The sequence below is a fragment of the Azospirillum ramasamyi genome, from assembly GCF_003233655.1.
GTDB classification, from domain to species: Bacteria; Pseudomonadota; Alphaproteobacteria; order Azospirillales; family Azospirillaceae; genus Azospirillum; species Azospirillum ramasamyi.
Genome location: NZ_CP029830.1, coordinates 445,610 through 471,497, shown reverse-complemented (window position 1 = coordinate 471,497; position 25,888 = coordinate 445,610). Strand labels below are relative to the sequence as shown.

26 protein-coding genes and 1 tRNA gene are annotated in these 25,888 nt (G+C 67.2%); 11 read left to right on the top strand and 16 right to left on the bottom strand.

The features are described 5' to 3' along the window. Window positions 1-14 precede the first annotated feature (14 nt). A protein-coding gene (locus DM194_RS14670) for an IS5 family transposase (RefSeq protein WP_425457285.1) occupies window positions 15-772 on the bottom strand; the annotation gives its coding sequence in 2 pieces (ribosomal slippage) (window positions 15-463 and window positions 463-772; 759 coding nt in all). A gap of 138 nt (window positions 773-910) precedes the next feature. Between DM194_RS14670 and DM194_RS14665 the strand changes: the two genes are divergently transcribed. Continuing rightward, window positions 911-1,756, top strand: a complete 846-nt coding sequence (locus tag DM194_RS14665) for an alpha/beta fold hydrolase (RefSeq protein WP_246024335.1) — start codon at window positions 911-913, stop codon at window positions 1,754-1,756. Window positions 1,757-1,795: 39 nt separating this feature from the next. Here the strand turns inward: DM194_RS14665 and DM194_RS14660 are convergent, their stop codons facing one another. Together DM194_RS14660 and DM194_RS14655 are read right to left on the bottom strand one after the other, a co-directional pair. Then, entirely contained in the window at window positions 1,796-2,008 is a 213-nt protein-coding gene (locus DM194_RS14660; RefSeq protein WP_162630049.1) for a hypothetical protein, read from the bottom strand. A 225-nt stretch (window positions 2,009-2,233) separates the two neighbouring features. Further along, complete coding sequence (locus DM194_RS14655; RefSeq protein WP_162630048.1) at window positions 2,234-3,520, bottom strand: AAA family ATPase; 1,287 nt, start codon at window positions 3,518-3,520, stop codon at window positions 2,234-2,236. 465 nt (window positions 3,521-3,985) lie between these two features. Between DM194_RS14655 and DM194_RS14650 the strand changes: the two genes are divergently transcribed. The 3 genes from DM194_RS14650 to DM194_RS14640 all read left to right on the top strand — a co-directional run bounded on the left by DM194_RS14650 (window position 3,986) and on the right by DM194_RS14640 (window position 6,353). After that, window positions 3,986-4,258 carry a helix-turn-helix domain-containing protein gene (locus tag DM194_RS14650; RefSeq protein ID WP_246024334.1) on the top strand — a complete coding sequence of 91 codons (273 nt, stop codon included), beginning with the start codon at window positions 3,986-3,988 and terminating at the stop codon, window positions 4,256-4,258. Between the two features lie 74 nt (window positions 4,259-4,332). Next, complete coding sequence (locus tag DM194_RS14645; RefSeq protein WP_162630047.1) at window positions 4,333-5,241, top strand: hypothetical protein; 909 nt, start codon at window positions 4,333-4,335, stop codon at window positions 5,239-5,241. A gap of 107 nt (window positions 5,242-5,348) precedes the next feature. After that, window positions 5,349-6,353 (top strand): hypothetical protein, encoded by a 1,005-nt coding sequence (locus DM194_RS14640; protein ID WP_111068309.1) that lies wholly within the window; start codon window positions 5,349-5,351, stop codon window positions 6,351-6,353. An 18-nt stretch (window positions 6,354-6,371) separates the two neighbouring features. Here the strand turns inward: DM194_RS14640 and DM194_RS14635 are convergent, their stop codons facing one another. The 3 genes from DM194_RS14635 to DM194_RS14625 form a co-directional block, all read right to left on the bottom strand. Further along, window positions 6,372-6,785, bottom strand: a complete 414-nt coding sequence (locus tag DM194_RS14635; protein ID WP_111068308.1) for a hypothetical protein — start codon at window positions 6,783-6,785, stop codon at window positions 6,372-6,374. 137 nt (window positions 6,786-6,922) lie between these two features. After that, entirely contained in the window at window positions 6,923-7,711 is a 789-nt protein-coding gene (locus DM194_RS14630; protein ID WP_111068307.1) for a hypothetical protein, read from the bottom strand. Between the two features lie 75 nt (window positions 7,712-7,786). Beyond that, window positions 7,787-8,095, bottom strand: a complete 309-nt coding sequence (locus DM194_RS14625) for a hypothetical protein (RefSeq protein ID WP_111068306.1) — start codon at window positions 8,093-8,095, stop codon at window positions 7,787-7,789. A gap of 441 nt (window positions 8,096-8,536) precedes the next feature. Here DM194_RS14625 and DM194_RS28445 point away from each other — a divergent pair, with 441 nt between their 5' ends. Continuing rightward, window positions 8,537-9,280, top strand: coding sequence for a metallophosphoesterase family protein (locus DM194_RS28445; protein WP_176581429.1), 744 nt, complete (start codon window positions 8,537-8,539; stop codon window positions 9,278-9,280). Window positions 9,281-9,349: 69 nt separating this feature from the next. Here DM194_RS28445 and DM194_RS14615 read toward each other — a convergent pair whose 3' ends face one another. Genes DM194_RS14615 through DM194_RS14595 form a run of 5 tightly spaced genes read right to left on the bottom strand, consistent with a single transcriptional unit; the run spans window position 9,350 to window position 12,370 of the window. After that, the gene (locus tag DM194_RS14615; RefSeq protein WP_111068305.1) at window positions 9,350-11,068 is read right to left on the bottom strand and encodes a DEAD/DEAH box helicase; all 1,719 of its coding nucleotides are present in this window, start codon (window positions 11,066-11,068) and stop codon (window positions 9,350-9,352) included. Beyond that, window positions 11,065-11,421, bottom strand: a complete 357-nt coding sequence (locus DM194_RS14610; protein WP_111068304.1) for a hypothetical protein — start codon at window positions 11,419-11,421, stop codon at window positions 11,065-11,067. The genes DM194_RS14615 and DM194_RS14610 overlap by 4 nt, the downstream gene beginning before the upstream one ends. Further along, window positions 11,418-11,708 carry a hypothetical protein gene (locus DM194_RS14605; protein WP_111068303.1) on the bottom strand — a complete coding sequence of 97 codons (291 nt, stop codon included), beginning with the start codon at window positions 11,706-11,708 and terminating at the stop codon, window positions 11,418-11,420. Before DM194_RS14605 ends, DM194_RS14610 begins: the two co-directional genes overlap by 4 nt. After that, window positions 11,705-12,085, bottom strand: coding sequence for a hypothetical protein (locus tag DM194_RS14600; protein WP_111068302.1), 381 nt, complete (start codon window positions 12,083-12,085; stop codon window positions 11,705-11,707). The genes DM194_RS14605 and DM194_RS14600 overlap by 4 nt, the downstream gene beginning before the upstream one ends. Window positions 12,086-12,088: 3 nt before the next feature. Then, the gene (locus tag DM194_RS14595) at window positions 12,089-12,370 is read right to left on the bottom strand and encodes a helix-turn-helix transcriptional regulator (RefSeq protein WP_162630046.1); all 282 of its coding nucleotides are present in this window, start codon (window positions 12,368-12,370) and stop codon (window positions 12,089-12,091) included. A 440-nt stretch (window positions 12,371-12,810) separates the two neighbouring features. Here DM194_RS14595 and DM194_RS14590 point away from each other — a divergent pair, with 440 nt between their 5' ends. Together DM194_RS14590 and DM194_RS14580 are read left to right on the top strand one after the other, a co-directional pair. Further along, a complete protein-coding gene (locus tag DM194_RS14590) occupies window positions 12,811-13,707 on the top strand; it encodes a hypothetical protein (protein ID WP_111068300.1) in 897 nt (298 codons plus the stop codon). A gap of 643 nt (window positions 13,708-14,350) precedes the next feature. Continuing rightward, a tRNA-Gln gene (locus DM194_RS14580) sits at window positions 14,351-14,424 on the top strand. A 159-nt stretch (window positions 14,425-14,583) separates the two neighbouring features. Here the strand turns inward: DM194_RS14580 and DM194_RS14575 are convergent. From DM194_RS14575 to DM194_RS14565, 3 genes are all read right to left on the bottom strand, one after another. Next, window positions 14,584-15,150 carry a hypothetical protein gene (locus DM194_RS14575; RefSeq protein WP_111068298.1) on the bottom strand — a complete coding sequence of 189 codons (567 nt, stop codon included), beginning with the start codon at window positions 15,148-15,150 and terminating at the stop codon, window positions 14,584-14,586. Between the two features lie 72 nt (window positions 15,151-15,222). Next, window positions 15,223-15,741, bottom strand: a complete 519-nt coding sequence (locus tag DM194_RS14570) for a GNAT family N-acetyltransferase (RefSeq protein WP_425457292.1) — start codon at window positions 15,739-15,741, stop codon at window positions 15,223-15,225. Window positions 15,742-15,746: 5 nt separating this feature from the next. After that, on the bottom strand, window positions 15,747-16,988 hold the full coding sequence (locus DM194_RS14565) for an MFS transporter (protein ID WP_111068686.1): 1,242 nt from the start codon (window positions 16,986-16,988) through the stop codon (window positions 15,747-15,749). 369 nt (window positions 16,989-17,357) lie between these two features. Between DM194_RS14565 and DM194_RS14560 the strand changes: the two genes are divergently transcribed. Next, window positions 17,358-19,865, top strand: coding sequence for a PAS domain-containing protein (locus DM194_RS14560; RefSeq protein ID WP_246024408.1), 2,508 nt, complete (start codon window positions 17,358-17,360; stop codon window positions 19,863-19,865). A gap of 88 nt (window positions 19,866-19,953) precedes the next feature. Here the strand turns inward: DM194_RS14560 and DM194_RS14555 are convergent, their stop codons facing one another. Next, window positions 19,954-20,358, bottom strand: a complete 405-nt coding sequence (locus tag DM194_RS14555) for a 6,7-dimethyl-8-ribityllumazine synthase (RefSeq protein WP_111068295.1) — start codon at window positions 20,356-20,358, stop codon at window positions 19,954-19,956. A gap of 397 nt (window positions 20,359-20,755) precedes the next feature. Between DM194_RS14555 and DM194_RS14550 the strand changes: the two genes are divergently transcribed. Then, window positions 20,756-21,862, top strand: coding sequence for a hypothetical protein (locus tag DM194_RS14550; RefSeq protein ID WP_111068294.1), 1,107 nt, complete (start codon window positions 20,756-20,758; stop codon window positions 21,860-21,862). After that, a complete protein-coding gene (locus tag DM194_RS14545) occupies window positions 21,859-23,313 on the top strand; it encodes a hypothetical protein (protein WP_111068293.1) in 1,455 nt (484 codons plus the stop codon). Before DM194_RS14550 ends, DM194_RS14545 begins: the two co-directional genes overlap by 4 nt. A 55-nt stretch (window positions 23,314-23,368) precedes the next feature. Here DM194_RS14545 and DM194_RS14540 read toward each other — a convergent pair whose 3' ends face one another. After that, a complete protein-coding gene (locus DM194_RS14540) occupies window positions 23,369-24,361 on the bottom strand; it encodes a bile acid:sodium symporter family protein (protein ID WP_425457296.1) in 993 nt (330 codons plus the stop codon). Between the two features lie 316 nt (window positions 24,362-24,677). Between DM194_RS14540 and DM194_RS14535 the strand changes: the two genes are divergently transcribed. Further along, window positions 24,678-25,850: an isovaleryl-CoA dehydrogenase gene (locus tag DM194_RS14535; protein ID WP_111068291.1), complete on the top strand. Its 1,173-nt coding sequence runs from the start codon at window positions 24,678-24,680 to the stop codon at window positions 25,848-25,850. Window positions 25,851-25,888 lie beyond the last annotated feature (38 nt).

Sequence of the window (25,888 nt, the reverse complement as noted above, 5' to 3'; positions counted from 1 at the left end):
ACTAGGGTCCGGACTCATAACCAGTATGCGACGGTTGCCACGATGTGGACGGCGGCCATGAAGTTGATGGCGGAGCGGTCGTAACGTGTGGCGATGCGCCGGAAATCCTTGAGGCGTCCGAACATGCGCTCGATGACGTTGCGGTTCCGGTAGAGGTAGGGAGAGAAGCAGTTTTTCCAGCGCTTGTTGGCGCGTGGCGGGATGTTGGGCGCGGCTCCGGCCGCCTCGATCTTCCGGCGGATGGCGGCGCTGTCGTAGCCCTTGTCGCCGTGCAGGAGATCGGTAGCGGGCATCCGGTCGAGCAGACGGTCGGCGGCGGTGCAGTCAGCAACCTGACCGCCGGTCAACAGGAAGGCGAGCGGCCGACCGCGTGGATCGCTCAGGGCGTGGATTTTGGTGGTTCGTCCGCCACGGGACCGTCCGATGGCCTGAGCGCGCTCCCCCCTTTCCCGCCGCTCGCCGAACGATGGGCGCGGACCGCCGTGGAGTCGATCATCACCTGGGCCGGTGGGCCACCTGCCGCCGCCAAGGCATGGAAGATGTCCTCCCACACGCCCTTGGCCGCCCAGCGGACGAAGCGGTTGTAGAGCGTCTTGCGCGGACCGTAGACCGGTGGAGCATCCGCCCAGCGCCCGCCCGACTTCAGCACATGGACGATCCCGCTGATCACACGGCGATCATCCACGCGCGGCTTGCCTCGGGTGTCCTGCGGAAGGTGCGGCGCAAGCCGTCCGAACTGCTCCACCGTCAACCAGAACTGACCGTCGTTCATCGCAATGCCCCTTTCAAGGGCGTTGAATCACAACGGTTCCCTTCAGGAAAGGTTCTTTATGGGTCCGGACCCTAGGCGCAACATCTCGGCCGTCGCTATCAAGGTACGCACATCCTCATGGCTCCGGTTCGGCTGCACATGATCGAGGCCGGTCCGCCCGATGGGCCACTGGTCATCCTGCTGCACGGGTTCCCGGAATTCAGCTACGGGTGGCGTCACCAGATCGGACCGCTGGCCGAGGCTGGGTTCCGCGTGTTGGCGCTGGACCAGCGTGGCTACGGCCTCAGCGACATGCCGCCCACGATTGAGGACTACCGCATCGACCGCCTCGTCGACGACGTGCTCCGGCTGGCAGAGGAGGCCGGGCATCGGCGGTTCTCGGTCGTTGGCCATGACTGGGGCGGGATAGTCGCATGGTGGTTGGCCTTGAGCCATCCGGATCGTGTCGAGCGGCTGGCCATCCTCAACGCCCCGCATCCGGCGACCCTCCGAGGGCACATGGCCGCACACCCTGGTCAGCTGCTGAAAAGTTGGTACGTCGGCTTTTTCCAGCTGCCCAGCCTGCCGGAGCGTCTGATGCGCGCTGGCGGGTTCCGCATCGCCGAGCGCGCGCTCACGAGCACCAGCCGCCCGGGAACCTTCGGGCCTGAGGATCTCGCCCGGTATCGCAAGGCATGGGCGCGGCCGGGCGCACTGACCGGTATGCTCAACTGGTACCGGGCGCTGCGCCGCAATCCCCGGCCGCCGACCAGCCGCGTCCACTCCCCGACCCTGATCGTCTGGGGAGACCGGGACGCCTTCCTCGACCGTGGTCTGGCGGATGAGGCGGCCGTGCTGTGCGACGATGTCCGGTTGGTTCATCTCGAGCAGGTCAGCCACTGGGTACAGCATGAGGAGGCCGAGACGGTGAACCGGCTGCTCGCTGATTTCCTTCAGGACGTGCTCGATGGCAAAGCGATCCACCGTAATGGAGTGAGGCCGTAGGCCGTTGGGAGGGTGTCGACCGGCTGGCGACCAGTTGCCTTACGCTTCAGGATCTTTCGACGACCGCAGTCCGTCTTGCCCCTGCCGTCGCAGGCGCCAAAGGCACCAACTGAGCCATGCAGATGCACCGACCCCGAATGCCAGCAGGCCAACGCTGGCCAGCGCCGCCACCACCATGATGGCGGCCGAGGGCAGGGATGGTCCGAAGGTAATCGTCACCATCGTCATGCCGGTGAAAGCGATGGGCATCATGTCCCTCACCGGCGGTGTTCCGGCCGTTCCGGCTCTGCCTGTGGCTCTTGGTTCACTTTGGCCAGGGAAGGCGGTCCGTCCGCATCAGGCGACCGCGGCATCCGATGGCTCGAACCGACCGGTATCTCTTTGCGGTGATCCTCCCGAGCCGCGGCGCGAGCGAGCGCGGTTACGAGGCCATCCAGGATCATTCCGACCGACTTCGCTTCCGCCATCTTGGCCTCCTCAATGTCTCAGCGCTGCCCGTTCCAGGTCCGCGGCGGCCGCGAGGGTCCGTCGAACGATCGTCCCCAACTGCCTGGCCTGAAGGCAGCCGTTGACGAATCCGTTCCGAAGGGCGTCGACGATTTCCGGTTCGAGGGTCGGCAGGTCTCGGACTTCACGGCCGTACTCCTCGGCGATATCAGCTAGCGCCCCGCTCAAGATGACCTCGAAGTCCTCTGGCCGCGGCCATGGCGCATGGAGTACCCGGCACCGGGAGCGGAGGTCGGCCGGAACGCGATCCACTCGCCGAGCTATCAGGATCCACGTCACCCACGACAGGTCAGCGGGCACGAGCAAGCATTCGTCGTGCCAAGCGCGTGCCGTCGCCGAATCAAGCATGCCAACCAAGGTCCGGTCGATTGCACCGTTACGTGCTGAGCCGCCCGCATCGTCGATCCCATCAACCACCATGATTGGGTTCGCTCGTCCATGCACCTGCATGGTCATCACCGGCAGGCAGGGCTGCGTCGACGACCACCCGCGGGCAGTGCCCGCCAGCGCCTTGTTGTCGGAAGCGCCCGAGGCCATCAACTGGCCTGCGGGAACCCCAGCCAGCGCCGCTAACCGCCGTGCGAACCGGCTCTTCCCGACCCCCGATGCGCCGGTCAGCAGGAGCGGCGGAAGCCGGAACGCATCGCAGCCGAGGCGCTGCGCAAGAACGAGGTCCGAGCGGATAGCATCCACGATCTCCGGCATCCACGGAAATTCGGCAAGCAGACTTTCCGCCAGCCCGTCCGGGTCCGGCATTGGCACCATCTCCACCGGCCGTGCGAGTTCCGCGTAGCGGTCGATAAGTGGCTTGTCCTCCCGGCTCGCCGACGGGGGCGGCACAGACGCCAGCACTCGGAGGGTAGGGCGGCGGTCCTCGGGAGAAGCGGTTTCGGCCTCGGCGACCGGTGTTGCAGGGGCTCTGGTTTCGGCCTTCGGCGGTGGTGATGTGATCTCGGCCAGGATCCCGAGATCGCTGGCGGCGTCGACAGGCATGGGGGATACAATGTCACCGACATGGGCACAACGAATTGCCAGGGCTTGGTACGCCAGCCCCAGTTTGCCGCCCTCTTGCTTTGCCAGCCGCAGCAGTCGGAACGTTATCAGCGTCCAGGCCCAAGGCAGTCTGTAGGATGCAGACACCCAAAGACAAGAGCCCTCGATGTCGATCGAGTCCATGTTTCTGGTGCCGACCGAACCCGGCCGATGAGCATATTCGAGTAGACGGGGCAGCCGGGCCGCGAGCATGATCCACGCCATTGGGTCACGGGCCTCGGCGCGTAAGACGACGGCGGCAGGCAGGGCCAAGCCCTCGGGCAGTGTCTGGGCTCGTGCAAGCAGGGCTGCCGAGAGCCGGTCCAGTGATTCGGCACCTTCGGCGGGTGACTTGGTCCTCCAGATTGAGAGCAGGTCACCGTCTTCTGTCGGAGGTTTGCGGCGCCTTGTCGTCACCATTCCTCACCTTGTCGGTCAGGACGAAGGCAGACGCAGGTTGGAGCCACAGCAAACCGTGGCGAATGATGCCCTGGCTGTCGCTGACTGAGGTCGCGATTTCCTGATCTCATGAGCCATCCCTTCAGAAACCCGTCACGTCCGATTCGGGCACGCGCTCTCGATTCATAAATCCCCTAAGCTGCCTCAACAAGGCATAAATGTCCTATGAAAGACATTTAAGTCTTACAAAGGAGTTTTGGCGACTCAGTCCTTGTCAACATTGCTTGGGCAATGCGAATCCTTGCGGCGATGATTCCGTCGCCAGCCCAAATACGCGCTGCCCGTTCGCTGCTGGGGCTTTCCCGTGCAGAGCTCGCCGACCGCGCCGCCATGAATGCGAAGACCCTACAGCGCCTGGAGGACGGCCAAGTCAGTCCGCGCGCCGCTACGCTGGAAGCCCTGGGCCGTGTGCTCGAGGCCGAGGGCGTCCTGTTCCTCGCGCCGGGAGCCGAAGGCGGGGAGGGCGTCCGGCGCGCGCCGTCGAGGTCGAAAGCGCCCGACTGACAAACGGACACTGGAGGCGTTCCAAGGCCCGGCTTGGCTTATGGCCCGCTTTCTTGCACGTCGCAGTCACCGGCATGACCCCGGTGACCGGGAAGGAAGGGAACATGACCCACCAAGGGGTATCAGGACCTCAGCAGGGGCGCGAAGTCACCGCCGGGACAGCGTTCTTCGGTCCCGGCGAGGTGATGCTTGGTGCCATCGCGATGCTCGATGTCGGCACCTCCTCACGGCTCGACCCCGATCTTCTGGTCCTCTCGACCCGCGCGCTCGGTGACCGTTTCGATGAGTGGGCCGGGACTGCTGCTGCGAGCGCTGAGGCGGGTGCTTCCAGAACCGCTGCCGGGCTACGGGAGCGCCTCGATGCGCTTCTCGGCGAGGCCGGGAGGGCGATCGCGGACCGCGCCAAGTCAGACTTGGAAAGCAATGCCTGGGGCAAGGCGCCGACCGCCTACTATGACCTGCGTGGCGTTGAACCTCGGCCTATTTCCGCTATACGGGCCGCGCAAATCCGCAGGAACAGCCGGATCACCACACAGATGGGCCTGCGCCCCGAGGGTGCGATCATCGAGCGCTATGTCGGTGGACGACGCATCGGCCGGTTTGGCGGAAAGGAAGCGTTCTGCGACGATCTGAACAGCTGGCTGGCCGGTGGCGCACTGCGGCCGGTTGTCACCGCAGCGGCTATCGCTGCATCCATCCAGGGTCTGCATCAGCCCGGACGGGTCCACTGCCGCGAGATCGAGGTGGCCGCGCTGGTCCAGGGCGCTCGGAGAATAGATGGGGCGCTTGGGAGCCTGAGCTTGCCGCGGGCCGACCGTGATCGCGCTTCCGCCGCTCTGCGGTCGGTTGAGGAAGACGGCATGGTGCTGGGCCGAGCAGGGATCGAAACCCTGACGGTTGACGTCGCCGATCCTGTCGACGTCATGATCCTGGCCGGTCGGCTGCCGCCACGTCTCCTGCGCCCCGGTCCGGCGGCGGATTAGGCAAGGGCAGCGGGTCGGACTTCCGGGCCGTAATAGGTTCCACCCCCTCTGGTGGCTTGCGGCGCTCTGCCCTCCTCTTGAGAGCGACAGCTTCCCAGGAGGAACCTATGCAGGACGCCGAACACGCCCACGCGGATGTGGAAAGTCAGATCGAGGTGTACCGGCGCCAGCGCGGCTGGAAGCCCGAACTCGGCCTGCTGGGGGGTACCGCGGCAGTCCTCGGCGGCGTCGCTCTCCTCGGTGGCCCGCTGGGACCCGTGGCGGCCGGGCTGCTGCTCTTTCCAACGCTGGCGATCGGCGATGAGGTCAAGGACGCGCTGGAGCAGCGCCGGAAGAATCGCATGAGGCGCGATCTCGAGGTCGCGGCCGGTCTTCGGCGCCCCATGCCCACCCTCCGCGAGCGTCTCAGCCGCCTGCTGGGCCGCGTCGGCGAAAGGATCGCTGATCGCGCGAGAGCCGATCTCGCCAGCGGAATTTGGGGCCGGGCTCCGGGGGCTACTGCCTACTACGAGTTTTCAGCCGCCGGGGCGCGACCGATTTCTCCGCAGCGGGCGCAGGAACTCCGTGCCACCAGCCCGGACCTGACGCAGGTCAGCCTTCGGCCCCAGGATGGGTTGGTGTCGCGCTACCTGGGCGGGCGCCTCGCTGGCCAGGACGGCGGCCCGGCCGCTATTCGGTTGGACACCGATGGCAAGGTGGTTGGGGCGGGGTGGGTCGATGCTCGTCGCACGGTTCGCCCCGGCCTGACCACGCCCGATATGCGGCAGTTCCGCCCCGACCAGGCGGCCGAGGCGATCCTGGCGTCCTACCGGCGGCCCAGCCAGACCCGCGAGGGCGACCGGCGTGAGGTCGCGGTCGACACGATGATCTGGGAATCCCGTCGCTTGGCCGAGGCCGTCATTGACCTGCGGCTGCCGCAGCGTGAAGAAGACGATCTCGTTCAGGCTCTGCGGAGCATCGAGACGAGCGCCATCGCGTTGCGACGCCTCGGCCGCGATCGCGTGGTCATCGACATCGGGAACCCGATCGATGCTTTCGACTTGGCCCGGAAGGTCGGCGAAACCCGCGAACGAAGCGTCGAGGCCCGGCGCCCGGTGCCGGGTGGCCGGTGAAGCTCCCGGCGACGAGCTTCAGGCGGCTTTCCGCCCGGCGTCCCAGCCGCAAATCTCGAGGCCCCAGATGACCTGCTTTAGATACCCTTCCGGCAGGCTGCCGGTGCCCTGCTTGCCCAGCGCGTAGACGCCATCGAAGGTGATCGCACGGCCGCGTTCCAGGTCCAGCAGGCTGACGGGCATGGTGACCTGCATCCTGCCCTGCTCCGACCTGCCGACAAGGACGATGTCGAAGGCATCGGAGCCGCCGAAAGCATAACGCTGGACGACTGGGTGCCAGTCGTCCAGTCCGACCACCGGCTTCCGATCAGCGTCCACCCTACCGGTCAGGGACGCGAGTTCGGCATCGGTCGGCCGGTCAAGCTGCACGCGAGGGAACGGCGACGTGGGGAGCGTCGCCGGTGTCTGGGTCGGATCGTCGTCATTGATCATAGTGGTCGTCCGCCTGCCGGTAGATGTGTCGGGTCAGGCGAAATCTTGTTCGCTGTTCGTTCGCGACGCAATAGAAAAATGGCTCTGGTGCACGTGACAATAGCTGAGGTTCGCAGCCGCCCAGTTGTTGCTGGCCGTCACCGCCCGGCCCGCCGCTGGAGGAACTCTTCCCATACCGGGTTCTCGTTCGCGGTCGGTGCGATGATACCTTCGGAGTCGATGTGGTTCGGGACGCAGGCATGGAGGACCGACAAACTCCAGGGATCATCCACGCGAGGCACCCACCGGGCCAGGACCTCGGAGAGTTCCGCCCGGCGGTCGGAGCGCGTCAGTTCGTCATAGACCGGCACCCGGGCGGCTTCTTTCATCACGGCGCCAAGGGGGCCGCACAGCTGCGGCCGAACTCCGGCCGAATGCAGCACCGGCTGGAGGGAATCGCTCCAGTCGTACCAAAGCGCCTGGCTGATCTGCTCATATGATGCACCGCCATCCGCCCTCAGCAGGTGAACGGCGAAATCAACCCGACTATCGAGCAGCGCGTTGACGAGCAGGTGCGGGTGGTCATCATCGTGCCAGCCCCGCTGCCGCACTCGGAGCGCCGCGCTGGCGACGGCCGAGTGGCCGGGGTCCGTCCCACGGAGCGATGCGATCATGGTCGAGGCTACGATCTGGTCGCGGATGGCGGCGGAGATGTCGACGAACCTCGGCGAGATCAGGTCCAGGGCATGACAGGCTACCGTCCGCGCTTTCTCGAGCCTGGAGAAGGGGCCTGCGTTGGCGGGGGCCGGGGACAGCTTCAGCAGTGCATGGCAAATCCGTTCGAGAGCCTCGCCGTGCACTTGGTGATCCGGAAAGGCATCTTCGAAGGCCAACCGGACCTCCATCGCCACCTGCCAGTGAAATTCGCTCTTCTGCTGTCCCATCATCGCGCTCCCCAGCAACCTCAATGGAAGTGTCGCCATGGAGCATGCAAGGGACTCATGCCGTCGGGGTGGACCCTGTCATCCGCGGCGGCGCAGGCCATCACGGGACGCCTTCCTACCTATGCGGCCGTTCAGGCCGGGCACACCCGCCAGCGACCTCCCGGTCAGCAGGAAGGCGACGACATGCTGGATTGGTGTCTCGGCGAGCGTGGCTGCCTGTCGCGTGTTCAGACACCTCAGGAAGACGGCCAGATCCTCGTCTCCGAGGCGCTCGAGCAGCGGCACCGGGATTGCCACTCCGATGGCGCGCCATCTCGCGATCTGGCGGAGCGCCTCGGCCTGACGGACGACATCGACCTGCCTTGCCATGCCGGTCGCCAAGTGCATCCTCCCCTTCGGCAAGCCATCCTCCCGGCATGCCCCGGGCGAGGGCATCGCACAAGCGCCGGTCGCTGTGGCGCCGCCGACGTTCGCCCTTCGACCGCGGGACGGCCGAGACATCGCCTGCTCAAAGGTCGCCGGTGCGCCGACACGCCGATGCGCCGGTACGACGACATGTTGAGGTCACCGGATCAACAAGCCGTCGTGCCACCAGACCGGCGCCTGCTGTGCTCCGCTCAGGTACCGAGGTGTGCCGATGAAAAATCCGCTGGGCTCCGACCGCCGGGCTTGGCAATATCCGCGGGCGCATACCGGCGAGCAGGCCGGGCAGGGGGGCGAGATGAACCGAATAGACGACATACGCGACGCGCTACACGCGCCCTGAGGTCGTCCGACCCGTACCGGGGCGGCGGCCTGAAGCCTTGCTCACCGACCCGGAATTCCAAGATGCCGCAGACCTATTTTACGGCCGATACTCATTTCGGCCACACGAACGTAATTCGCTTCTGCAACCGTCCGTTTGCTGATGCCGACGAGATGGACGAAGCCATGATCGCGAACTGGAACGCGGTCGTCGGCCCGAAGGACGACGTCTTCCACCTCGGCGACTTCGCGGTCCGGTGTGACCCGAGACGGATGGCCAGCATCTTCAGGCGCCTGAATGGCCACAAGCACCTGATCATCGGCAACCACGACAGCGGCGCCACCATCGCGCTCGCCTGGTCGTCGCAGGCGGCCCATTACCGCGAGATCTCCGTGGAGAAGCAACGGATCATCCTTTTTCATTACGGGATGCGCGTGTGGAATGCGATGAGGTACGGCGCGCTACATTTGTTCGGTCACTCGCACGGGCGCCTATCTGGATGCCGGGGATCCTTGGATGTCGGCGTCGACAGCTGGGGCTACACGCCGGTGACCCTGGCGGCAATCCGGGGGCGGCTCGCGCTGTTCGAACCGGCCAACCCCGAGGTCGATCCAACGGGGCCTGGCGGCGCCCTTGGCGTGCCGCTGCCCAGGCCACCGGTGGAACAGCCGAGCGAGGAATGGCTCCTCGAACTCCACGAGGCGTGGAACGGGCTGTGCTCCGGCCACCTCGGGATCGAGGAAGCCGTCCGTCAGGCCGGGCTCACCTCCGTCGAGGAACTTGCGGCCGCGGCCGAAAGGGCTGGGCTGCCGTCGCAGTCATCGTAGCGGTATGTCGTCATGATCTTTCTCCGTTGGTAGGCCGCCGTTCTGTTCGAACGGCGGCATTCGATCCGCTCAGACGGCGAGGGACATCTCAGGCGCATCGCCGGGTTCAGCTTCCACATCCAAGGCTTCCTCGATCACCCCGCCCTTAGCCGCGACGGTCTTGGCCATGGTGGCGTCGAAGCTCCCATCGAGCACGAGGTGCTGGACAAGGACGGCATTGCGCTGCCCGATCCGGTGCGCTCGGTCCTCGGCCTGCTGCATGATGCCCGGCGTCCAGTCCTGCTCCGCGAAGACGACGGTCGACGCCGCTGTCAGCGTAATGGCGACGCCGCAGGCTCGCATGCTGCCGACGAAGATGCGTTTGCGGCCCAGCTGGATGTCGTCCTGCGCGTCCTGCCGGTCCTTGTCCGAGGTGTCGCCGGTGATGACGGCGGCCTCGTGTCCAGCCTCATGGAGCCCGTCTACGATCCCCGCGATCACGTCTGAGTGGTGCGCGAACACGAGGACGGCGTCGGTCGCCGACCCGAGCACGCCGAGGAGGTGCTCGACGACCTGCGGGACCTTGGCCACGGCAGTCTGGTGGCGCAGGCGCGACATCTCCTGGAAGGCCGCGCTCCGCCCCGCGCGGAGGTTGGCAACTGCGGCACGGTATGCCGCGTCGTTGCCTCCTGCCTTCGCGGCCTCGACAGCCGCCTTCAGGCGCCCTGTCTCACGTTCAGCGGTGTCGAGGGCCCGCTTCTCCGCGGCGACAGCCCGGCTGAGACCGGGGTTGTCGCAGGGGATCTCAACGACCGAGATCCGCTTCTCCGGCAGTTCGGTCAGCACGTCCGCCTTCAGCCGACGCACCATCACCGACTTGCGCATGACGGACTGCAATTCGTCGAGGTTGCTGGCCCCGCTGGCGTCGAACCCGAACTTGGTGTTGCGCCCGTCGCAGTAGCGTGCCGCGAACTTGTAGAAGTTGCTGGCCTCGCGCACGCCCATCGCGTGCAGCATCGGGTAGAGTTCGATCGGGCGGTTCAGGATTGGGGTGCCGGTCAAGAACAGCCTCCGGCGCGCTGGGATTGGCGGTTGCCCTGTTGCGCCGAGCGCCGCCTTTGTTCGGGCCGCCTTGCCGTCCTTGAGCGCGTGTGCCTCGTCGAAGACGGCGATGTCCCATTGCACCACCCGGAGGCGATCGCCGAGCTTCGAGAGGATGTCGTAGTTGACTACGACGACGTCCGTCTCCGGCCATGCCTTTGTGGTCGCGATGCCGATGGTCAGCGGCCGCACCAGCCACTTCGCGAGTTCACGGCACCAGTTGGTCAGCGCGATCTTGGGCGCGACGATGAGCACACGGAGGCGGGGCTCGGCACCGAGTTCGGAGTTGATGACGCCGATCGCCTGGATCGTCTTGCCGAGTCCCATCTGGTCCGCGATCAGCACGTCCTTGCGCTGCATCGCGTAGGCTATCCCGGCTCGCTGGTAGGGCAGGTAGGCCAGACCCGGCGGCACGGGGATCTCGACATTGGCATCGACCGCCCTGGATGCGGCGATCGTCGCCGCAGCCGCCATCTCGGCCGCCCGGGCCGCCGCCTCCTGCGCCAGCGCGGTGCGCTCAATCTGCTCGAGCGTCGCCTCGTCGGCGTATTCCGCCAGCAGGCGGGCCTTGCTGGCCAGCCTCGTCGACCAGGTCCGGGAACTCGGGTTGTAATCGAACCCGGCCCCCTTCGGGATGTGCCGGGTATCGTACCCTCCGTGCCAGCGGAAGACGGGGACGCTGGGTATGGTGTCGTAGCGGAGCTTCATGCTGCACCTCCGCGGGGCAGGTTGATCATCAGGTTGCTGTGTTCGGCCTTGGCCCGCCAGGAGGGCGGGGCCAAAGCGATCGCCGCGCGGACCTCAGCTGCCTCGGCGCGCGTGAGGCCAGTCGGGAAGGTGCGCAGCAGGTCGCCGAACAGCGTGCTCGTTCTGAGGACGTCGTTCCCGTTCGGCTCATCCGACGACACCGGCGCGTTCAGGGCGCCGCGTGCCCACCCGCGCTCGGCGGCGAAGGTGAACGCCTTGGCCAGATCCACGGCGGTCAGGCCATTGAGGGGCAGATGGAGGCGCTTGAAGTCCAGCCAGATCTTCCAGGCGACCTGCGGCGAACGGGCGCTCATGCTGCACCTCGCCGGGTCTTTCGCATCTCCGCGACCGCGGTGGCTTCGGCCGCAGCGGCCGCCTCCGCCATCGTTGGAGCGGTGCCGCGAGCGATCGGGCCCAGGCCACCTTCGTCGCGCCAGCGCTGGACTTCCCAGAGCCAGTGCCCGGCGGGAACGATTCCCCACCAGCCGCCTGTACTGGCGCGCCGGAACAGGTAGCCCTGGATGACGTGGCCCTTTCCGAGCGGGTGGAAGAAGAGCTCGTCGGTGATGATGGTGAGGTTGTCGTTGCTGGTCTTCTTCATGGTGCGCTCCGGCGGCCGAGGCCCATTGCGTCGATGTCGTCGATGGTGAGTTCGTGGGAGCCAGCCGGGGCGCCCGCCAGCGGCAGTCGCGGGTTCTCCGTCATCTCCATCGCGAAGGTCTCGGCGGCCCTGGTGAACGTGACGATGGCGTGCTCGTAGAAGGCGTGGGCCGACTTCGAGCGGACATCGACGAAGGTCTCGCGCATGAGGCAGCGGATGACGCTCCGGCCGTTGATGCGCGTGTAGCGCCCGGCATTCGTGAGCACGATGTCCAGCCGCCGGGGCTCGTACCGGCGACAGATGGCTGGCGGCTTGGTCTCCACGACGAGGACCTTCTGGCTGCCGGGCATCGGGCGGGAGTGGAGGATGGTCGGCATCGGTCAGCCCTCCTGCTTGCCGAGGCTGATGCCGACACGGCGGGAGGTGAGGTACGCCCGGACGTCGTCGGCGAGGTAGATCGTGGTCGACCTCGAGAGCCGGATGTAGGGCGGCCCGTCGCCCTTGCGGCGTTTCTCGCGCAGCGTCTTTACGGTGAAGCCGAACAGCGCCGCCACGGCCTCCTCAGGAATGGCACCCGGGATCATCGGCCCGCCGGTATGCGCGGCCGGTCGCTGGACTCCAGCTTGGCAGGCGGGCAGGGGGACTTCTGCATCTGATTTCATCTGGTGGGCTCCTTGGGTAGCTGGGGACGGTCTACTGGCGTGAAGCCAGGACCCCTGCCACCGGAGCCTCGCGTACTGAGTACCGTGCGTTGGCCGCGACGGACCCGCGTCCGTCCTACCCTGCTCAACGACGGGCCAGGCATGGCGGCCTGGCCGACTTCCGTCCCTGTTGGGACGCCCGCTAGCACGTGAATCTGGTGCCACCGCGGGGTTTCCGCGGGCGGGGAGCGCACGAACCGTCTCGGCGCTACCCGAAACGGTGACAGTCACGAAGATACACGCGCAGGGGCGCATATGCAAGCATATAAAAGCGCGCCTTCACAAAATCTCATGGAGTTTGCGCAGAGTCCGATAGTAAATGTCCCGGTTTGTCCCGTAAATTACTTAGTAAGTTTTGTCAGAAAGGATCGAAATAGGAAACTAACAGCGGGTAATTCAAGATGGAAGCGATCGGTCAACTGGCAGAGCCGAGTAAAATTGATGCGATTGTGGCTGCCCTGGCGGCCCACGACATCAAGGCGGTCGCGGTGGATGCGCCCTACAATCTCGTATGGGTGAGGGCCAACGGCGTCGTGGCGGGAATCATCACCGGGTACGAAGGGTGCGGGGTGGATACGTTCGCCATCATCGACCGGTTCGGCTACTGCTACGGATATGACGACTACGGATATTCAATCGACGGGGCCGTAGCAGCCGTTGCCTCCTACATCCGGGACGGCCGGACCCGCAAGACCCGGAAATCGGCCAATGTCCTGGTTGCCGATGGCCAAGCCGAGGAGTTGGACTGGGATACCCTCGACCTGAGCGGTGGCATCGACGACCTGTTGGAGGGGGCGGCTGAGGGTTTGCGTGACGATGCCTTCCGTGGCGACTTCGACCATATGGAATGGCAGGACGCGGAGGTCTACGTCCTCATCTGTCCGGAAATCCACGACCTGGAGCTCGCCCGCGTCCCGGTCTTCGAAGATGTCGAGGGCTCTGAGTCATTCGAGGCGAAGCGGATGGACGCGCTCGAAGCCGACCTGAAGGCCAAAGTCGTCCTGTCTGCCAGATCCCTCCGGAGCGAAGCTGGCCTTGATGACGATGAGGGCATCGAAGGCATCGTAGATGCCGTCGAGAGGGCTGTCGGTACCTGGGCGAACGGCGAGAACAGCCTCGGGGTGGACATCTTCAACTACAACGTGGGCATCGCCGACGAGGGCAGTGGCAGCGGCGAACACCTCATCGAGGTGTCTTGCCGCCGCGATATCTTCCGCGACGACGTAATCGAGCTCCAGGACGAACTCGATGAAGTCGTAGCCCAAGCCATCGAGGGGTTTGTTCCCACCCGGGGCTAGGAGAAAGCCACCTGCCCAGCCACTCTCACGCGGCAATGGCACCGGGGGGCCAAGTCGACGGACTGGCCTCCCGAGGAGAGCCCTTGAGGACAGCCACGATAGCATCGTCCTCCTCACCGCAGAGGAGCGGTCGCGCGGCCGGGTGCCGGATCTCGACGTCATTGACGATGTCCTCCGGCTCAAGGCCGATAGGGAGCGCGCGATCGAGATAGCGCTCGATGGCGGCGAATTTTCCCTTCGACAACCCTACGCGCAAAGGACGGGAACAGCTTGAGGCATCCCCATTGATCGGGGTGGCGAAGGGTGGCCTGCCAGTTCCAAGAGGGGCGTCGGTGGCGCCAGACTGGGAAGGGCAGTCTCGATAGAGGCGGCCCCGACAGCGGATGCCTTTCTGAGCGGTCCGTTACTTCTTGGCGGCTGGGACTGCCTCCGGCGCCAGTCCCGCTTCCTTGGCGGCATAGCCAGCGCAAGCCCGCCGCAGACGCCTTCGGTCCCGAACAGCGGCACATCGAAATCCGAGGCTTGACGCCGCTGCCCGAACGCTGCAAAACCCTGCCCCACATCAGCAATGATGCGGTTATCTGGAAAGTGCACGAAGCCGGGCCAGGTCGGTTCAAGCCGCCTGATTTTCCCGGTGACGGTCTGGGGGATCGTCTAGCGGTAGGACAGCGGACTCTGACTCCGCCAGCCTAGGTTCGAATCCTAGTCCCCCAACCAACCTCTCCTAGAAATCCTTGCACGTCAGGCACTTAGGGCGAGGCCAGCAGGCTTGTCCCCCAACTGTGCCATCAGCCTCTGCCAACGGCGGTTCGGCGCCCTTTACGGGGGAGTGCCGGGGATGTCGCTTGGGGGCCATCTCTACCGCCGCGGATCCGTCTACTGGTGGCGCCGGATCCTGCCGGCCTGTGGGGCTGCGGTCGGGGATGTCGGCGCCCCGGAAAATTCTTCAAAAAATTCGTCGGTCGGGAGATACGCCTCTCCCTGCGGACCAATATGCCCGGCCTCGCACGGCAGCGAGGGCGGCGTCTCAGCGTCGTCGTTGATGCCGTGCTCAGGCTCCTGGGCGAGGTCATGCAGGCCGGCACCATCGACACCAGCGCGCTCTGCGCCCTCCTCCAACCGATCCTGCTCGGCGGGCTGGAACGGGCGGAGGTGGCGCGTGCCCTGGGCGGAGAGCGGGGGCCGGAGGAGATCGCCCGACGGGTCCAGGCCGAACTCGACGCCGTCGCCATCATAGAGGACGCTGTCCGGCACAACCGTCTCGACGCCGCCCGCGCGGTGCTCGAGCGCGCCGTCACCGTCGGCCTGCCGGTGCCGGCGGCTGAGACGGCCGAGCACAGCTACCTCGCGCGGCTGGTGCTGCGCGGAAGTGACGGAAGCGGAAGCACGCTCCCAGCCGCAGAAGGCCAGCCCGGCAAAGAACTGGACGATCCAGCAGGCCATGGGCGAATGGGTCCGCCGCCGTCAGCGCGATACAAACACCTTCAAGACAGCGTCTCTGTGCAAGGAGGAGGCTCAGCCGTTGCTCCCCTCGCCCAGCGGGCGTTCCATCAGGACGCTGTCCAGCCAGCGGCCGAACTTGAAGCCGACCGCTGGCAGCACCCCGACCGGACGGAAGCCGCAGGCGGCATGCAGGCCGATGGAGCCGTGGTTGGCGCTGTCGCCGATCACCGCGATCATCCGGCGGTACCCGGCCGCCTCGCAGAGCCCGATCAACGGCTCCAGCAGCGCCCGGCCGATGCCGCGCCGGCCCATGCCGTCGGCGACGTAGACGGAATTCTCCAGCGTGAAGCGGTAGGCGCTGCGCGTGCGGTAGAGACCGGCATAGGCGTAGCCGGCGAGCCGCCCCTCGCATTCCGCCACCAGATAGGGCAGGCCGCGGGCCAGGATGTCGGCGCGGCGGCGCGCCATCTCCGCCTCGTCCGGCGGAACCTCCTCGAACGACGCGGTGCCGTGCAGGACATGGCGGGCATAGATCGCGGCGATGGCGGGGATGTCGGCGTCGGTGGACGCCCGCACGGTGATGGCAGGCATGGAAATCAACTCCGTTGAGGACGGTCGGCGGGAAGAAGAAGGGCGCAGATGGTCGCCAAGGCGCCGCCGACGCCGAGAAGCGCGAAACCCCAGCCCCAGGGCGAGCCGTCCATCTGGGCGCCCATGCCGCCGGCCTGGTCCAGCACCAGCCCGACCGCCAACGGCGCCGCGCCGCCGGCGCCGAAGCCCAGGATGGAGCGCACGGCCAGCGCCGCCCCCAGGCTGCCGGGCTCGACCGATTCCGTCATCGCCGTGGACAGCACGGGGGAGTCGCCCAGCGCCGAGAAGCCATAGAGGGCGGCCACCGCCAGCACCAGGATCAGCGGCAACCCGTCCATCCAGCCGATGGAGAAGGAACAGGCCGCACCCAGCAGCGCCATCGCCACCAGAACGGTCCGCCGGCCCAGCCGGTCCGAAGCCCGCCCCATCAACAGCGACGACAGGAAGCCCGAGAGATGGATGGCCGCGGCGATCCACAGCCCGCGCATGCCGGCTCCGCCGGACTCGGCGAGGCTGGCCGTCAGGAAGGCTGGAAGCCAGGCCCACATGCCCAGCAGTTCCCAGCAATGGGCGGTGTAGCCGGCGGTCAGCAGGAACGACCGGCGGTCGGCCAGGAAGCGGAAGGCGCCGCGCAGCCGTCGCGCGCTGCCGCCGGCGACCAGATTGGCCCGTCCGCGCAGGCCCGGCGTGGCGAGCAGCGCCGCCAGCAGCGGCCCCAGCCCGCAGGCGATGAAGGCGGCCTCGTAGCCGAACCGCTCCGCCAGCCCGGCGGCGAGAGCGATGGAGGCGAAATAGCCGAGCGACCCGGCCCCCAGCAGCCAGCCGACCGCCGCCCCGCGCCGCTCCGTCGGCACGCCCTGCGCCACCAGCATGATGGAGGGGGCATAGGTTCCGCCCTGCGTCAGGCCCAACAGGGCGAACAGCAGCAGGCCGCTTTCCGCCGAGCGGGCGAAGACCGCGAAGGCGAGGCCGGTCAGTGCCGTCGCCCAGCTCGCCCACAGGAAGACCCGCTTGGCGCCCAGGCTGTCGGCGAACCAGGAGGATCCCACCAGCGACAGGGCATAGCCGATGTTGAAGGCGGTCTGGATCGACCCGGCCTCTCCCGCCGACATGCTCCAGGCCTGCATCGCCGGCACGAGCGCGCCGGCATAGACCATGAAGGACAGCGACGTGGCGAAGCGGCTGGCGCACAGCAGCACGAGCCATGTGGAGGAAGGGGCCGGCGAAGAGAGGGCGGTGGTCGTCATGGCCACACCGTCGCGGACCGCCATGAAAAAGGCAAATTTATTGATTTGATCGGCACTATAAGCATGGCGGCAGCTATGCGCGGCCTGCATCTCGACCAGTTCATCGCCTTCGGCGCCGCCCGACCCGCCTTCGCGGTCCAACCTCTGTCTTCGCCGCTGGGTCGCACGCTAAGGTTGGTTTTGCGATGCAATAAAGCGCCTGATCCCGGCGCTCGGGCAATGGTTCGGCGATTGTAGATATGCGGTATTGACAAAGATAAAATTGATCGATTTTGAAATCTTCAGGCCTATTTCTTTTGGAGGGTTTACAGAGGCTTTCGGTCTTGCGCACTCTCGTCCACCGAGACTTTCGTTTTTTCTTGAGCACCTATGACCAAGCCTCAGCTTGTCCCGGATGAGCCTGCGACCAGCCGGATGGAGGGCGGAGCGGGCGCGGATGCCCAACCGAACGCTTCCCCGAACCCTCAGCCGACCGCTCAACCGGGTACCGCCCCCGATGAGCGGCTGGTGGCGCGGGTGGAGGAGTTGGAGCGGGAGAATGCCCAACTGCGCGCGGCTCTCGCCAATGCCGGCAGCGGCCGCGACGACCTGTTGACGGTCACCGCGCTGAACGAGGATCTCCGGAACGCCTTCGGCGCCCTGGAAAACAGCTGCGCCGCCCATGCCGACAGCGAAAAGCGGTTGCGCGCCATCCTGGACAGCGCCGTCGGCCATGCCATCCTGACCCTGTCGCCCGACGGCAACGTCACCAGCTGGAATCCCGGATCCTTCCGCATCCTGGGCTGGACCGAGGAGGAGGCGAAAGGCCAGCCGGTCGCCTTCCTCTTTCCTCCGGAGGACGTCCTGGCCGGCGTGCCCGACGAATTGGGACGGCAGGCGCTGGCCGAGGGCCGCATCCAGGAGGAGCGCGCCTTCCGCCGCAGCGACGGTTCCATGGTCTGGGGGGCGCTGACCATTCTGCCGCTGCAGGGCGACGAAGGGGGCTTCCTGTGGATCCTGTACGACCGCTCCGACGAGCGGCGGGTGGAGGACGCCATCGCCGAGGCGCGCAAGCGGGCCACCGACATCCTGGACAGCATCGACGAGGCGCTGGTGGCGCTAGACCGGGATTACCGGGTGATCTACCAGAACCGGCGGGCCGAGCAGCTCGACCGCAAGCCCCTGTCGGCGATGCGCGGCCGCCGACTGTGGGAGATCTGGCCCCATCTCGCCGGCTCCGACATCGAGGAGATGTGCCGCAAGACGATGACGGAGCGGGTGCCGACCAGCATCGAAAGGCGCCTGGACGGTGAGGACACCACGCGGTGGCTGGAGATTCGCATCCTGCCGACGGCGGAGGGGGTGGGCTGCTTCACCCGCGACATCACCACGCGCAAGCGCGCGGAGGACGAGGCGCGCGCCTCGCACGAGCGGACGGTCATGATCCTGGAAAGCATAAGCGACGCTTTCTATGCCGTCGATCACGACTGGCGCTTCACCTACATCAACCGCAAGGCGGAAAAGCTGTGGGGCGTGTCGCGGGACACCCTGCTGGGGCGTTGCATCTGGGAGGTCTTTCCCCAGGTGCTGGGCAGCGAGGTGTTCGAGACGCAGAAGCAGGTGCTGCGCGAAGGGCGCGAACGGACCATCGAGGCGAAGTCGCCCATCCTCGGCGACTGGGCCGAGATCAGCATGTATCCCAGCGCGGACGGGCTGTCGGTCTATTACCGCGACATCAGTGCCCGCCTGCAGGCGCGGCAGGCGTTGATGGAGGCGAAGGAGACGGCCGAGGCGGCCGACCAGGCCAAGGGCAAGTTCCTGGCCGCCGCCAGCCACGACCTGCGCCAGCCGCTGCAGGCGCTGCTGCTGTTCGTCGACGTGCTGAAGCCCCATGTGCAGGGCAGCCAGGGCGCCAACGCGCTGATGCATCTCGGCCGCGGGCTGGACGCGCTGAAGGAGTTGCTCGACAGCCTGCTGGACATGTCGCGGCTCGATGCCGGCGTGGTTCAGCCGAACATCGAGAATGTGCCCCTGGTCCCGCTGTTCGAGCACATCGCCGCCTCCTACCGGCCGGTCGCCGCGGCCAAGGGGCTGGAGCTTCACGTCCGGTCCTGCAACGCCTCCGCCCGCACCGACCGCACGCTGCTGACCCGCATGGTGCGCAATCTGGTGGAGAACGCGGTGCGCTACACCGAGGAGGGCCGGATCGACATCGAATGCCGGGAAGCCGGCGGGAAGCTGCTGATCGAGGTGCGCGACACCGGCATCGGCATCCCGCCCGACCATCTGGAACGCATCTGGGAGGAATTCCATCAGGTCGGCAACCCGGAACGCGACCGCAACCGCGGCCTCGGCCTCGGCCTCGCCATCGTCCGTCGTCTGTCGGAACTGCTGAACCATCCCGTGGACGTGCAGTCGAAGCCGGGGAAGGGGACAAGCTTCACCATCGTCCTGCCGCCCGGCCGCAACGTCGAGCGTCCGCTCACCCCGGCGGAGGCGGCGACCACCGGCCATGGCCGCTTCGCCGTGGTGGTGGATGATGACGCCATCGTGCTGCTGGGGCTGGAAACGATCTTCCGCGAATGGAACTATGATGTGCTGGTCGCCGGTTCCGCCGAAAAGGCGGTGGAGGCGCTGCGCCGCCGCCGCCGCCGCCCCGATCTGGTGGTGGCCGACTACCGCCTGCGCGAGGGCCGCTTCGGGACGGATGCCGTCGCCGGAATCCGCGCGCTGTTCGACGAGGCGGGGAGCCCGGCGATCCCCGGACTGATCCTGACCGGCGAGACCGGCCCCGAATGCGAACGCGACGCCGCCGCCCATGGGCTGGGCATCATCCACAAGCCGGTTACCCCGCGCCAGCTCAGCCATGCGCTCGGCGAGCTTCTGGGGGTGCAGTGACCGGGCCTGCGCCCTTCCCGCAGTCCGGCGGGGCGGCGCACCTGCGGCACCAGCGGCACCGGTGGAGCCCCGCCGGACCGCGAGGACGTCAGCCCTGCTCGATCAGGTCGGCGCAGGCGTTCACCGCGGCGGCGGCGTAGGGCCGGATGCGCGGCGGGATCTGCGACGGGTTGATGCCCGGACCGAGGATGCCGACGCCGACCGGCTTCATGAACTGAAGCTGCAGGTCGATCAGGCTGCGGATCACCGCATGGCCCATGACGTTGCCGTGCTCGGTCTCGCCCCGCTCGATGATGCCCAGCGCCACCGCGCCGGCGATGTCGTCGCGCATCAGCAGGCGCTTGATCGCCAGCGGCTTTTCCATCGAGCCGGGAACCCAAACCTCCGCGACGATGCCGAGACCCCGGCGGGCGGCGACCGCGCGCGCCTCGTCCAGCATCTCTTCCCCCTCCTTGCGGTGGAACCGTCCGAGCACGATGCCGATGTTGCTCACCCTCTGCTCTCCCCTGGATTGCGGCCTGAAATCCGGCGCTCTGAACCTGGGCCCAAACTGTCGCGTCGCCGCGCAAAGCGCAAGGGGCGTCGGCCGTCCGGGAATTTCCGCCGGCCCTTGGAGGCTTCCGCGCTCCATCTCGCTGGGCGGCCGGTTTCCCGCCACACTGCGTCAGGGCTTCGGCAAAGGATAACCGTCCGCGGTCAAGGTTCGGCTTCGCAGACGCTTCGCTCCCAACTGCGGCAGGCCGTCGCAGCGTGCTACAAATCGGTACAAATTGCTCGCCGCCGCTTCTGTTGCGACCATGTAATGATGACAGCGTGAGGTTTGCGGCGGTCCTGGCCTGAAGGGCGGCGCGGCCGAAACAGATCGGTCAGGCGAATCCGGAACGGCAATCATGTTGAAGGGTGCGATCGAATACGCGCCGTCGACCTTCGAGGAACGGGGGGCCGCGGTGGCCTTCACCACGCCGCTTCTGTCCCAGACCCGCGTGCGCCGCGGCGAACGGTCCAAGCTGGAGGTGCTGATTCCCAGCCTGTCGCAGGGCATGGGCATCTATGTGGTCGCCTGGAAATCGGTGCCCGACATGGTGTCGATGACCATGCACGACCGCTATCTCCATGACCTGATCGTGAAGGAGGACGCCTGTTCCCCTCATGAGATCCGCCGGGCGACGCTGAAGGCGGCGCGGCGCGGGTTGGCCGGGCCGAAGGCGGCGCAGGCCGCCCGCCTCGCGCTGGAGGAGGATGAGGAGCAGAGCACCCTCACCCATTACCTGCTGATCCTGGCGATCCTGAAGGCGGTCGGGCTGGAATCGCCGGAGATGCTGAGGGCCGGCATCGACACCGACGAAGGCCAGCGGCTGACCCGTCAACTGATGACCCGCGCGGCGGAAAGCCTGCGGATGGACGCGACGCTGCTCTATTCCCGGCTGGCCGACGTCGCCGCGGTCGCCGCCCCGGTCGGGCTGGCGCGCTCGCCCAAGCCCGGCCGGCTGACGCGCGGGCTGATGGATTTGAAGAGCTTCCGCGACAGCCTGACCGACTGGGCGCGCGAGGTGCCGAGCGAGGCCGCCCCGGTCGCCGCCTTCTGTGCGGAGGTGGCGCAGCACACCATCGCCATCGGCGACAAGGTTCTGGGCGACTTCCACCGCCGCCTCGAGGCGATCGGACCGCTGATGCGCGACTGGGACAGCGAGATCGTCCGCGTGCGCGCCCAGGCGGTGCGGATGGCGTGGCTGCTCGACGGCTGGAGCCACATCACCGCGGCCTGGGAGGTGGCGCAGACCGAGGACCACCACCAGCAGGCGGCGACCGTCAACGACCTGTTCCGCATCCTGCCCCTGCTGCCGAAGAAGGAGTCCAGCCGCGACTTCGTGGAGGATTCCAAGCAGGTGAGGCAGGCCCAGCGCCGCTCCGTCCGCATGCTGGAGGACTGGCGCACGGGCCGGATGGACATCGAGGCCATCCGCCGGATCGAGGCGGTGAAAGCGCGCTCGCCATGACGGAGAAGTCCGACGGATCCGGGCAGGGCAAGGCCGACCGCCTGCCGGGGCTGGAAAGCCGGCTGTTCGACATCCCCGAGACCAAGTTCATCGAGGTCGTCCGCCTGCTGGAGCGGGTGCGCGACCATCCCGACGTGCGCCAGACCTTCGCCGCCATCCGCCCGCGGCTGGTCCAGGTGCGGCCCGACCGCCGCCCGACGATGAAGCGCGTCCTGTGCATGCCGTTCGAGGATGTGCTGGAGAGCTTCAGCGGGGTCGACGTGCCGCTGGGCCGCATCGAACGGCGGGTGATCGAGCCGGTCTGGCGGCTGGTGACGGAATGCGGCGACACCGCCCTGATCGACCAGCTCGACCGTCAGGTGCAGGAAACCGCGCCCGGCAACCTCAATGCGCTGCGCAACATCGGCCGCCGGCTGTGGCCGATGGCCGCCGAGGCCATTCGCGGGGCGGTGGAGCAGGACGGATCGCGCCCAGTGGTCCGGCTGCTGCTGCACGGCGACGAGGAACTGCGGCGGCAGGTTCTGGACGTCGCCGCCTTCCTCGACATCGGCCTGACGGTGGAGACGCTGAAGGACGCGCTGGCGCCCAAGCCGCTGCCGGCGCTGAACGACCGCCATGTCGGGGCCATCGAGCAGGCGGCCCAGGCGGCGGCGCGCCAATCGCCGACGCTGGTCTATTATCTGCTGCTGGCCGCCGCCTCCCGCATGGCGAACCCGGCCGACCTGCTGGCCGTGCTGAACGACATCGACCTCGGCAAGGCGCGGCGCGAGCAGCCGGTGATCTTCGCCCAGCTGAGCGGGCTGGTCGTCACCAACCTGGAGGAGCGGACCGCCCGGCTGGACGGCAAAGGCACCGGCAAGGGCAAGAGCGATGGCGCCGGGCCGGGCGGGGCCGCCGCCATCGCCGCCCTCGCCCCGGAGGAGGCCATCGCCATCGCCGAACGGCTGGTTGCCGGCGTCCACACCACCTCCGCCGTCATGGATTTCCTGGCCGAGCCGGTCTATCGCGAGCGGCTGGACGCGGTGAAGGTGGCGGTGCGGACCATGGTGACCGGCAGCGTTCTCGACACGGCGCCCCAGGGCATCCTGACCGCCGTGCCGGCCCCCGCCGCCAATGGCCGGCCGGTTGCCGTGGACGACGACGCGCAGACCGCGGCGGAGGACCACGCCCGCGCCTTGCGCCGGTGCGAAGGGCTGGCCGACGCGCTCGGCCTGCACCAGCCGCTGAAGGACGCCGTGGCGTCGATGGAAAAGGGGCTGCTGGAACGGGCTCAGGCCTTGCTGGCGCAGTATCCCAAGACCGCCGGCGATCCGGACGGCGCGGAAACGGCGGAGATCACCCTGTTCTACGCCCTGCGCCTGCTGGAAATGGTCGCCGGCCCCGCCAAGGCCGACCGGCTCCGCGCCGCCATCATGGCGGCGACGGGCGAGTTCGCGGGGGATGGAGAGTAGGGGGCTTGCTCCCCCCTCATCCTGCGCGGGAGAGGGGATTCCAAGGGGGGCTTTCTCAGGACGCCGCCGGAAGGGCGTCGCGGGCCTCTTCTTCGTCGGCGTAGCGGCGGGCCAGGACGGCGCCGACCATCAGCTGGATCTGGTGGAACACCATCACCGGCAGCAGGACCAGGCCGGCGGTCGCCGGGGCGAACAGCACGCCGGCCATCGGCACGCCGCTGACCAGCGACTTCTTCGAGCCGCAGAAGACGATCACCGCCTCGTCCGCGCGGGAGAAGCCCAGGCGGCGGCTGAGCAGAGTCGTGCCGACCAGGAAAAGCGCCAGGATCGCGCAGTCGATCAGCACCACCATGCCCAGCGCCGCCGGCGGCACCTGAGTCCACAGGCCGTTCACCACCGCTTCGCTGAAGGCGATGTAGACCACCAGCAGGATCGATCCGCGGTCGGTGAATTTCAGCATCGCCTTGTGCCGCGCCGCCCAGGCGCCGACCCAGCGCCGCAGCAGCTGTCCGGCGACGAAGGGCAGCAGAAGCTGCGCCGCGATGGTCTGCAGCGTGTCCAGCGACAGCGCGCCTCCCTGCACGTTCAGGAACAGCGCCACCAGCAGCGGCGTCATCAGGATGCCCGAGATGTTGGACAGGGTGGAACTGCACACCGCCGCCGCGACGTTGCCCCGCGCCATCGAGGTGAAGGCGATGGAGGACTGGACGGTGGACGGCAGCAGGCAGAGGAACTGCACCCCGACCGCCAGGGCCGGCGGCAGCAGGCTGTGCGGCAGCGTCGCCGTCACGGCCCAGCCGATCAGCGGGAAGGCGGCGAAGGTCAGGCCGAAGATCAGCAGGTGCAGCCGCCAATGCGCCATGCCCGCCACCACCTCTTCCCGCGGCAGCCGGGCGCCGTGCAGGAAGAACAGCAACGCGATGGCCGCCTCCGCCAGCCAATGCACCCCCTGGGCGAACTGGCCCTGCACCGGCAGCACTGTCGCCAGCCCGACGGTCGCCACCAGGGCGATGGTGAAGCCGTCCATGTTCGGGCGCGGTACGCGGATCATCGTCACAAGGCTCCTTCGCGAAGTCCTCAGGTATACAGTATCCAGAAACTAGCCCTGCACTGCAGCAATATGAAAGCGCGACCATGCCGCACCCAGCTGGACGGCGCGCATGGCAGCGTTGAAATTCCTGCCTTTTTCAGAACGCTTCCACGATGCGGAACCGTATACGCAAGGGCGGAGCCGATGGCGGAACGACCTTAATCCCTTGATGACGTAAGGGTTTTCCCGGCGTCAGCTTGCCCCTTGCCTGACGCTTTGCCATACGGTAACGTATGGTCAAAGAACGGATGATTTCCCAGGGGAGCGATACGCCATGCTGTCCAACCAGTATCCCAGCCTGAACTTCGACCTCGGCGAGTCGGCCGACATGCTGCGCGATTCGGTGCGCAGCTTCGCCGCAAACGAGATCGCCCCCCGCGCCGCCGAGATCGACCGGACCAACGAGTTCCCGAACGAGTTGTGGCGCAAGATGGGCGACCTCGGCATCCTCGGCGTGACGGTGGAAGAGGAATACGGCGGCGCCGGCATGGGCTATCTGGAGCATGTGGTGGCGATGGAGGAGGTGTCCCGCGCCTCGGCCTCGGTGGGCCTCAGCTACGGCGCGCATTCCAACCTCTGCGTCAACCAGATCCGCAAGAACGGCACCGAGGAGCAGAAGCGCCGCTACCTGCCCAAGCTGATCTCCGGCGAGCATATCGGCGCGCTGGCGATGTCGGAGCCGAATGCCGGGTCCGACGTGGTGTCGATGAAGCTGCGGGCGGAGAAGAAGGGCGACCGCTACGTCCTGAACGGCACCAAGATGTGGATCACCAACGGCCCCGACGCCGACACGCTGGTGATCTACGCCAAGACCGACCTCAACGCCGGCCCGCGCGGCATCACCGCCTTCCTGGTGGAGAAGGGCTTCAAGGGCTTCTCGGTGGCGCAGAAGCTGGACAAGCTGGGCATGCGCGGCTCCAACACCGGCGAGCTGGTGTTCGAGGATTGCGAGGTGCCGGAGGAGAACATCCTGGGCGGCGTCGGGCGCGGCGTGAACGTGCTGATGTCCGGCCTGGATTACGAGCGCGCGGTGCTGTCCGGCGGGCCGCTCGGCATCATGCAGGCCTGCATGGACGTGGTGATCCCCTATGTCCACGACCGCAAGCAGTTCGGCCAGCCCATCGGCGAGTTCCAGCTGATGCAGGGCAAGATCGCCGACATGTACACCATCATGAACGCCGCCAAGGCCTATGTGTACGCCGTCGCCAAGGCCTGCGACCGCGGCGAGACCACCCGCAAGGACGCCGCCGCCGCCATCCTGTTCTCCGCCGAAAAGGCGACCTGGATGGCGCTGGAGGCCATTCAAACCCTGGGTGGCAACGGCTACATCAACGAATACCCGACCGGCCGCCTGCTGCGCGACGCCAAGCTCTACGAGATCGGCGCCGGCACCAGCGAGATCCGCCGTATGCTGATCGGGCGCGAACTGTTCAAGGAAACCGCGTAAAGCGGATCGGCAACAAGGCACAGAGGGAAAGGGACCGA

Excerpts from the sequence above, each read along its gene's own strand:
- DM194_RS14665 (WP_246024335.1), top strand. The coding sequence starts at position 911 with ATGATCGAGGCCGGTCCGCCCGATGGGCCACTGGTCATCCTGCTGCAC.
- DM194_RS14660 (WP_162630049.1), bottom strand. The coding sequence starts at position 2,008 with ATGATGCCCATCGCTTTCACCGGCATGACGATGGTGACGATTACCTTC.
- DM194_RS14655 (WP_162630048.1), bottom strand. The coding sequence starts at position 3,520 with ATGGCGTGGATCATGCTCGCGGCCCGGCTGCCCCGTCTACTCGAATAT.
- DM194_RS14650 (WP_246024334.1), top strand. The coding sequence starts at position 3,986 with ATGCGAATCCTTGCGGCGATGATTCCGTCGCCAGCCCAAATACGCGCT.
- DM194_RS14645 (WP_162630047.1), top strand. The coding sequence starts at position 4,333 with ATGACCCCGGTGACCGGGAAGGAAGGGAACATGACCCACCAAGGGGTA.
- DM194_RS14640 (WP_111068309.1), top strand. The coding sequence starts at position 5,349 with ATGCAGGACGCCGAACACGCCCACGCGGATGTGGAAAGTCAGATCGAG.
- DM194_RS14635 (WP_111068308.1), bottom strand. The coding sequence starts at position 6,785 with ATGATCAATGACGACGATCCGACCCAGACACCGGCGACGCTCCCCACG.
- DM194_RS14630 (WP_111068307.1), bottom strand. The coding sequence starts at position 7,711 with ATGATGGGACAGCAGAAGAGCGAATTTCACTGGCAGGTGGCGATGGAG.
- DM194_RS14625 (WP_111068306.1), bottom strand. The coding sequence starts at position 8,095 with ATGCACTTGGCGACCGGCATGGCAAGGCAGGTCGATGTCGTCCGTCAG.
- DM194_RS28445 (WP_176581429.1), top strand. The coding sequence starts at position 8,537 with ATGCCGCAGACCTATTTTACGGCCGATACTCATTTCGGCCACACGAAC.
- DM194_RS14615 (WP_111068305.1), bottom strand. The coding sequence starts at position 11,068 with ATGAAGCTCCGCTACGACACCATACCCAGCGTCCCCGTCTTCCGCTGG.
- DM194_RS14610 (WP_111068304.1), bottom strand. The coding sequence starts at position 11,421 with ATGAGCGCCCGTTCGCCGCAGGTCGCCTGGAAGATCTGGCTGGACTTC.
- DM194_RS14605 (WP_111068303.1), bottom strand. The coding sequence starts at position 11,708 with ATGAAGAAGACCAGCAACGACAACCTCACCATCATCACCGACGAGCTC.
- DM194_RS14600 (WP_111068302.1), bottom strand. The coding sequence starts at position 12,085 with ATGCCGACCATCCTCCACTCCCGCCCGATGCCCGGCAGCCAGAAGGTC.
- DM194_RS14595 (WP_162630046.1), bottom strand. The coding sequence starts at position 12,370 with ATGAAATCAGATGCAGAAGTCCCCCTGCCCGCCTGCCAAGCTGGAGTC.
- DM194_RS14590 (WP_111068300.1), top strand. The coding sequence starts at position 12,811 with ATGGAAGCGATCGGTCAACTGGCAGAGCCGAGTAAAATTGATGCGATT.
- DM194_RS14575 (WP_111068298.1), bottom strand. The coding sequence starts at position 15,150 with ATGGCCTGCTGGATCGTCCAGTTCTTTGCCGGGCTGGCCTTCTGCGGC.
- DM194_RS14570 (WP_425457292.1), bottom strand. The coding sequence starts at position 15,741 with ATGCCTGCCATCACCGTGCGGGCGTCCACCGACGCCGACATCCCCGCC.
- DM194_RS14565 (WP_111068686.1), bottom strand. The coding sequence starts at position 16,988 with ATGACGACCACCGCCCTCTCTTCGCCGGCCCCTTCCTCCACATGGCTC.
- DM194_RS14560 (WP_246024408.1), top strand. The coding sequence starts at position 17,358 with ATGACCAAGCCTCAGCTTGTCCCGGATGAGCCTGCGACCAGCCGGATG.
- DM194_RS14550 (WP_111068294.1), top strand. The coding sequence starts at position 20,756 with ATGTTGAAGGGTGCGATCGAATACGCGCCGTCGACCTTCGAGGAACGG.
- DM194_RS14545 (WP_111068293.1), top strand. The coding sequence starts at position 21,859 with ATGACGGAGAAGTCCGACGGATCCGGGCAGGGCAAGGCCGACCGCCTG.
- DM194_RS14535 (WP_111068291.1), top strand. The coding sequence starts at position 24,678 with ATGCTGTCCAACCAGTATCCCAGCCTGAACTTCGACCTCGGCGAGTCG.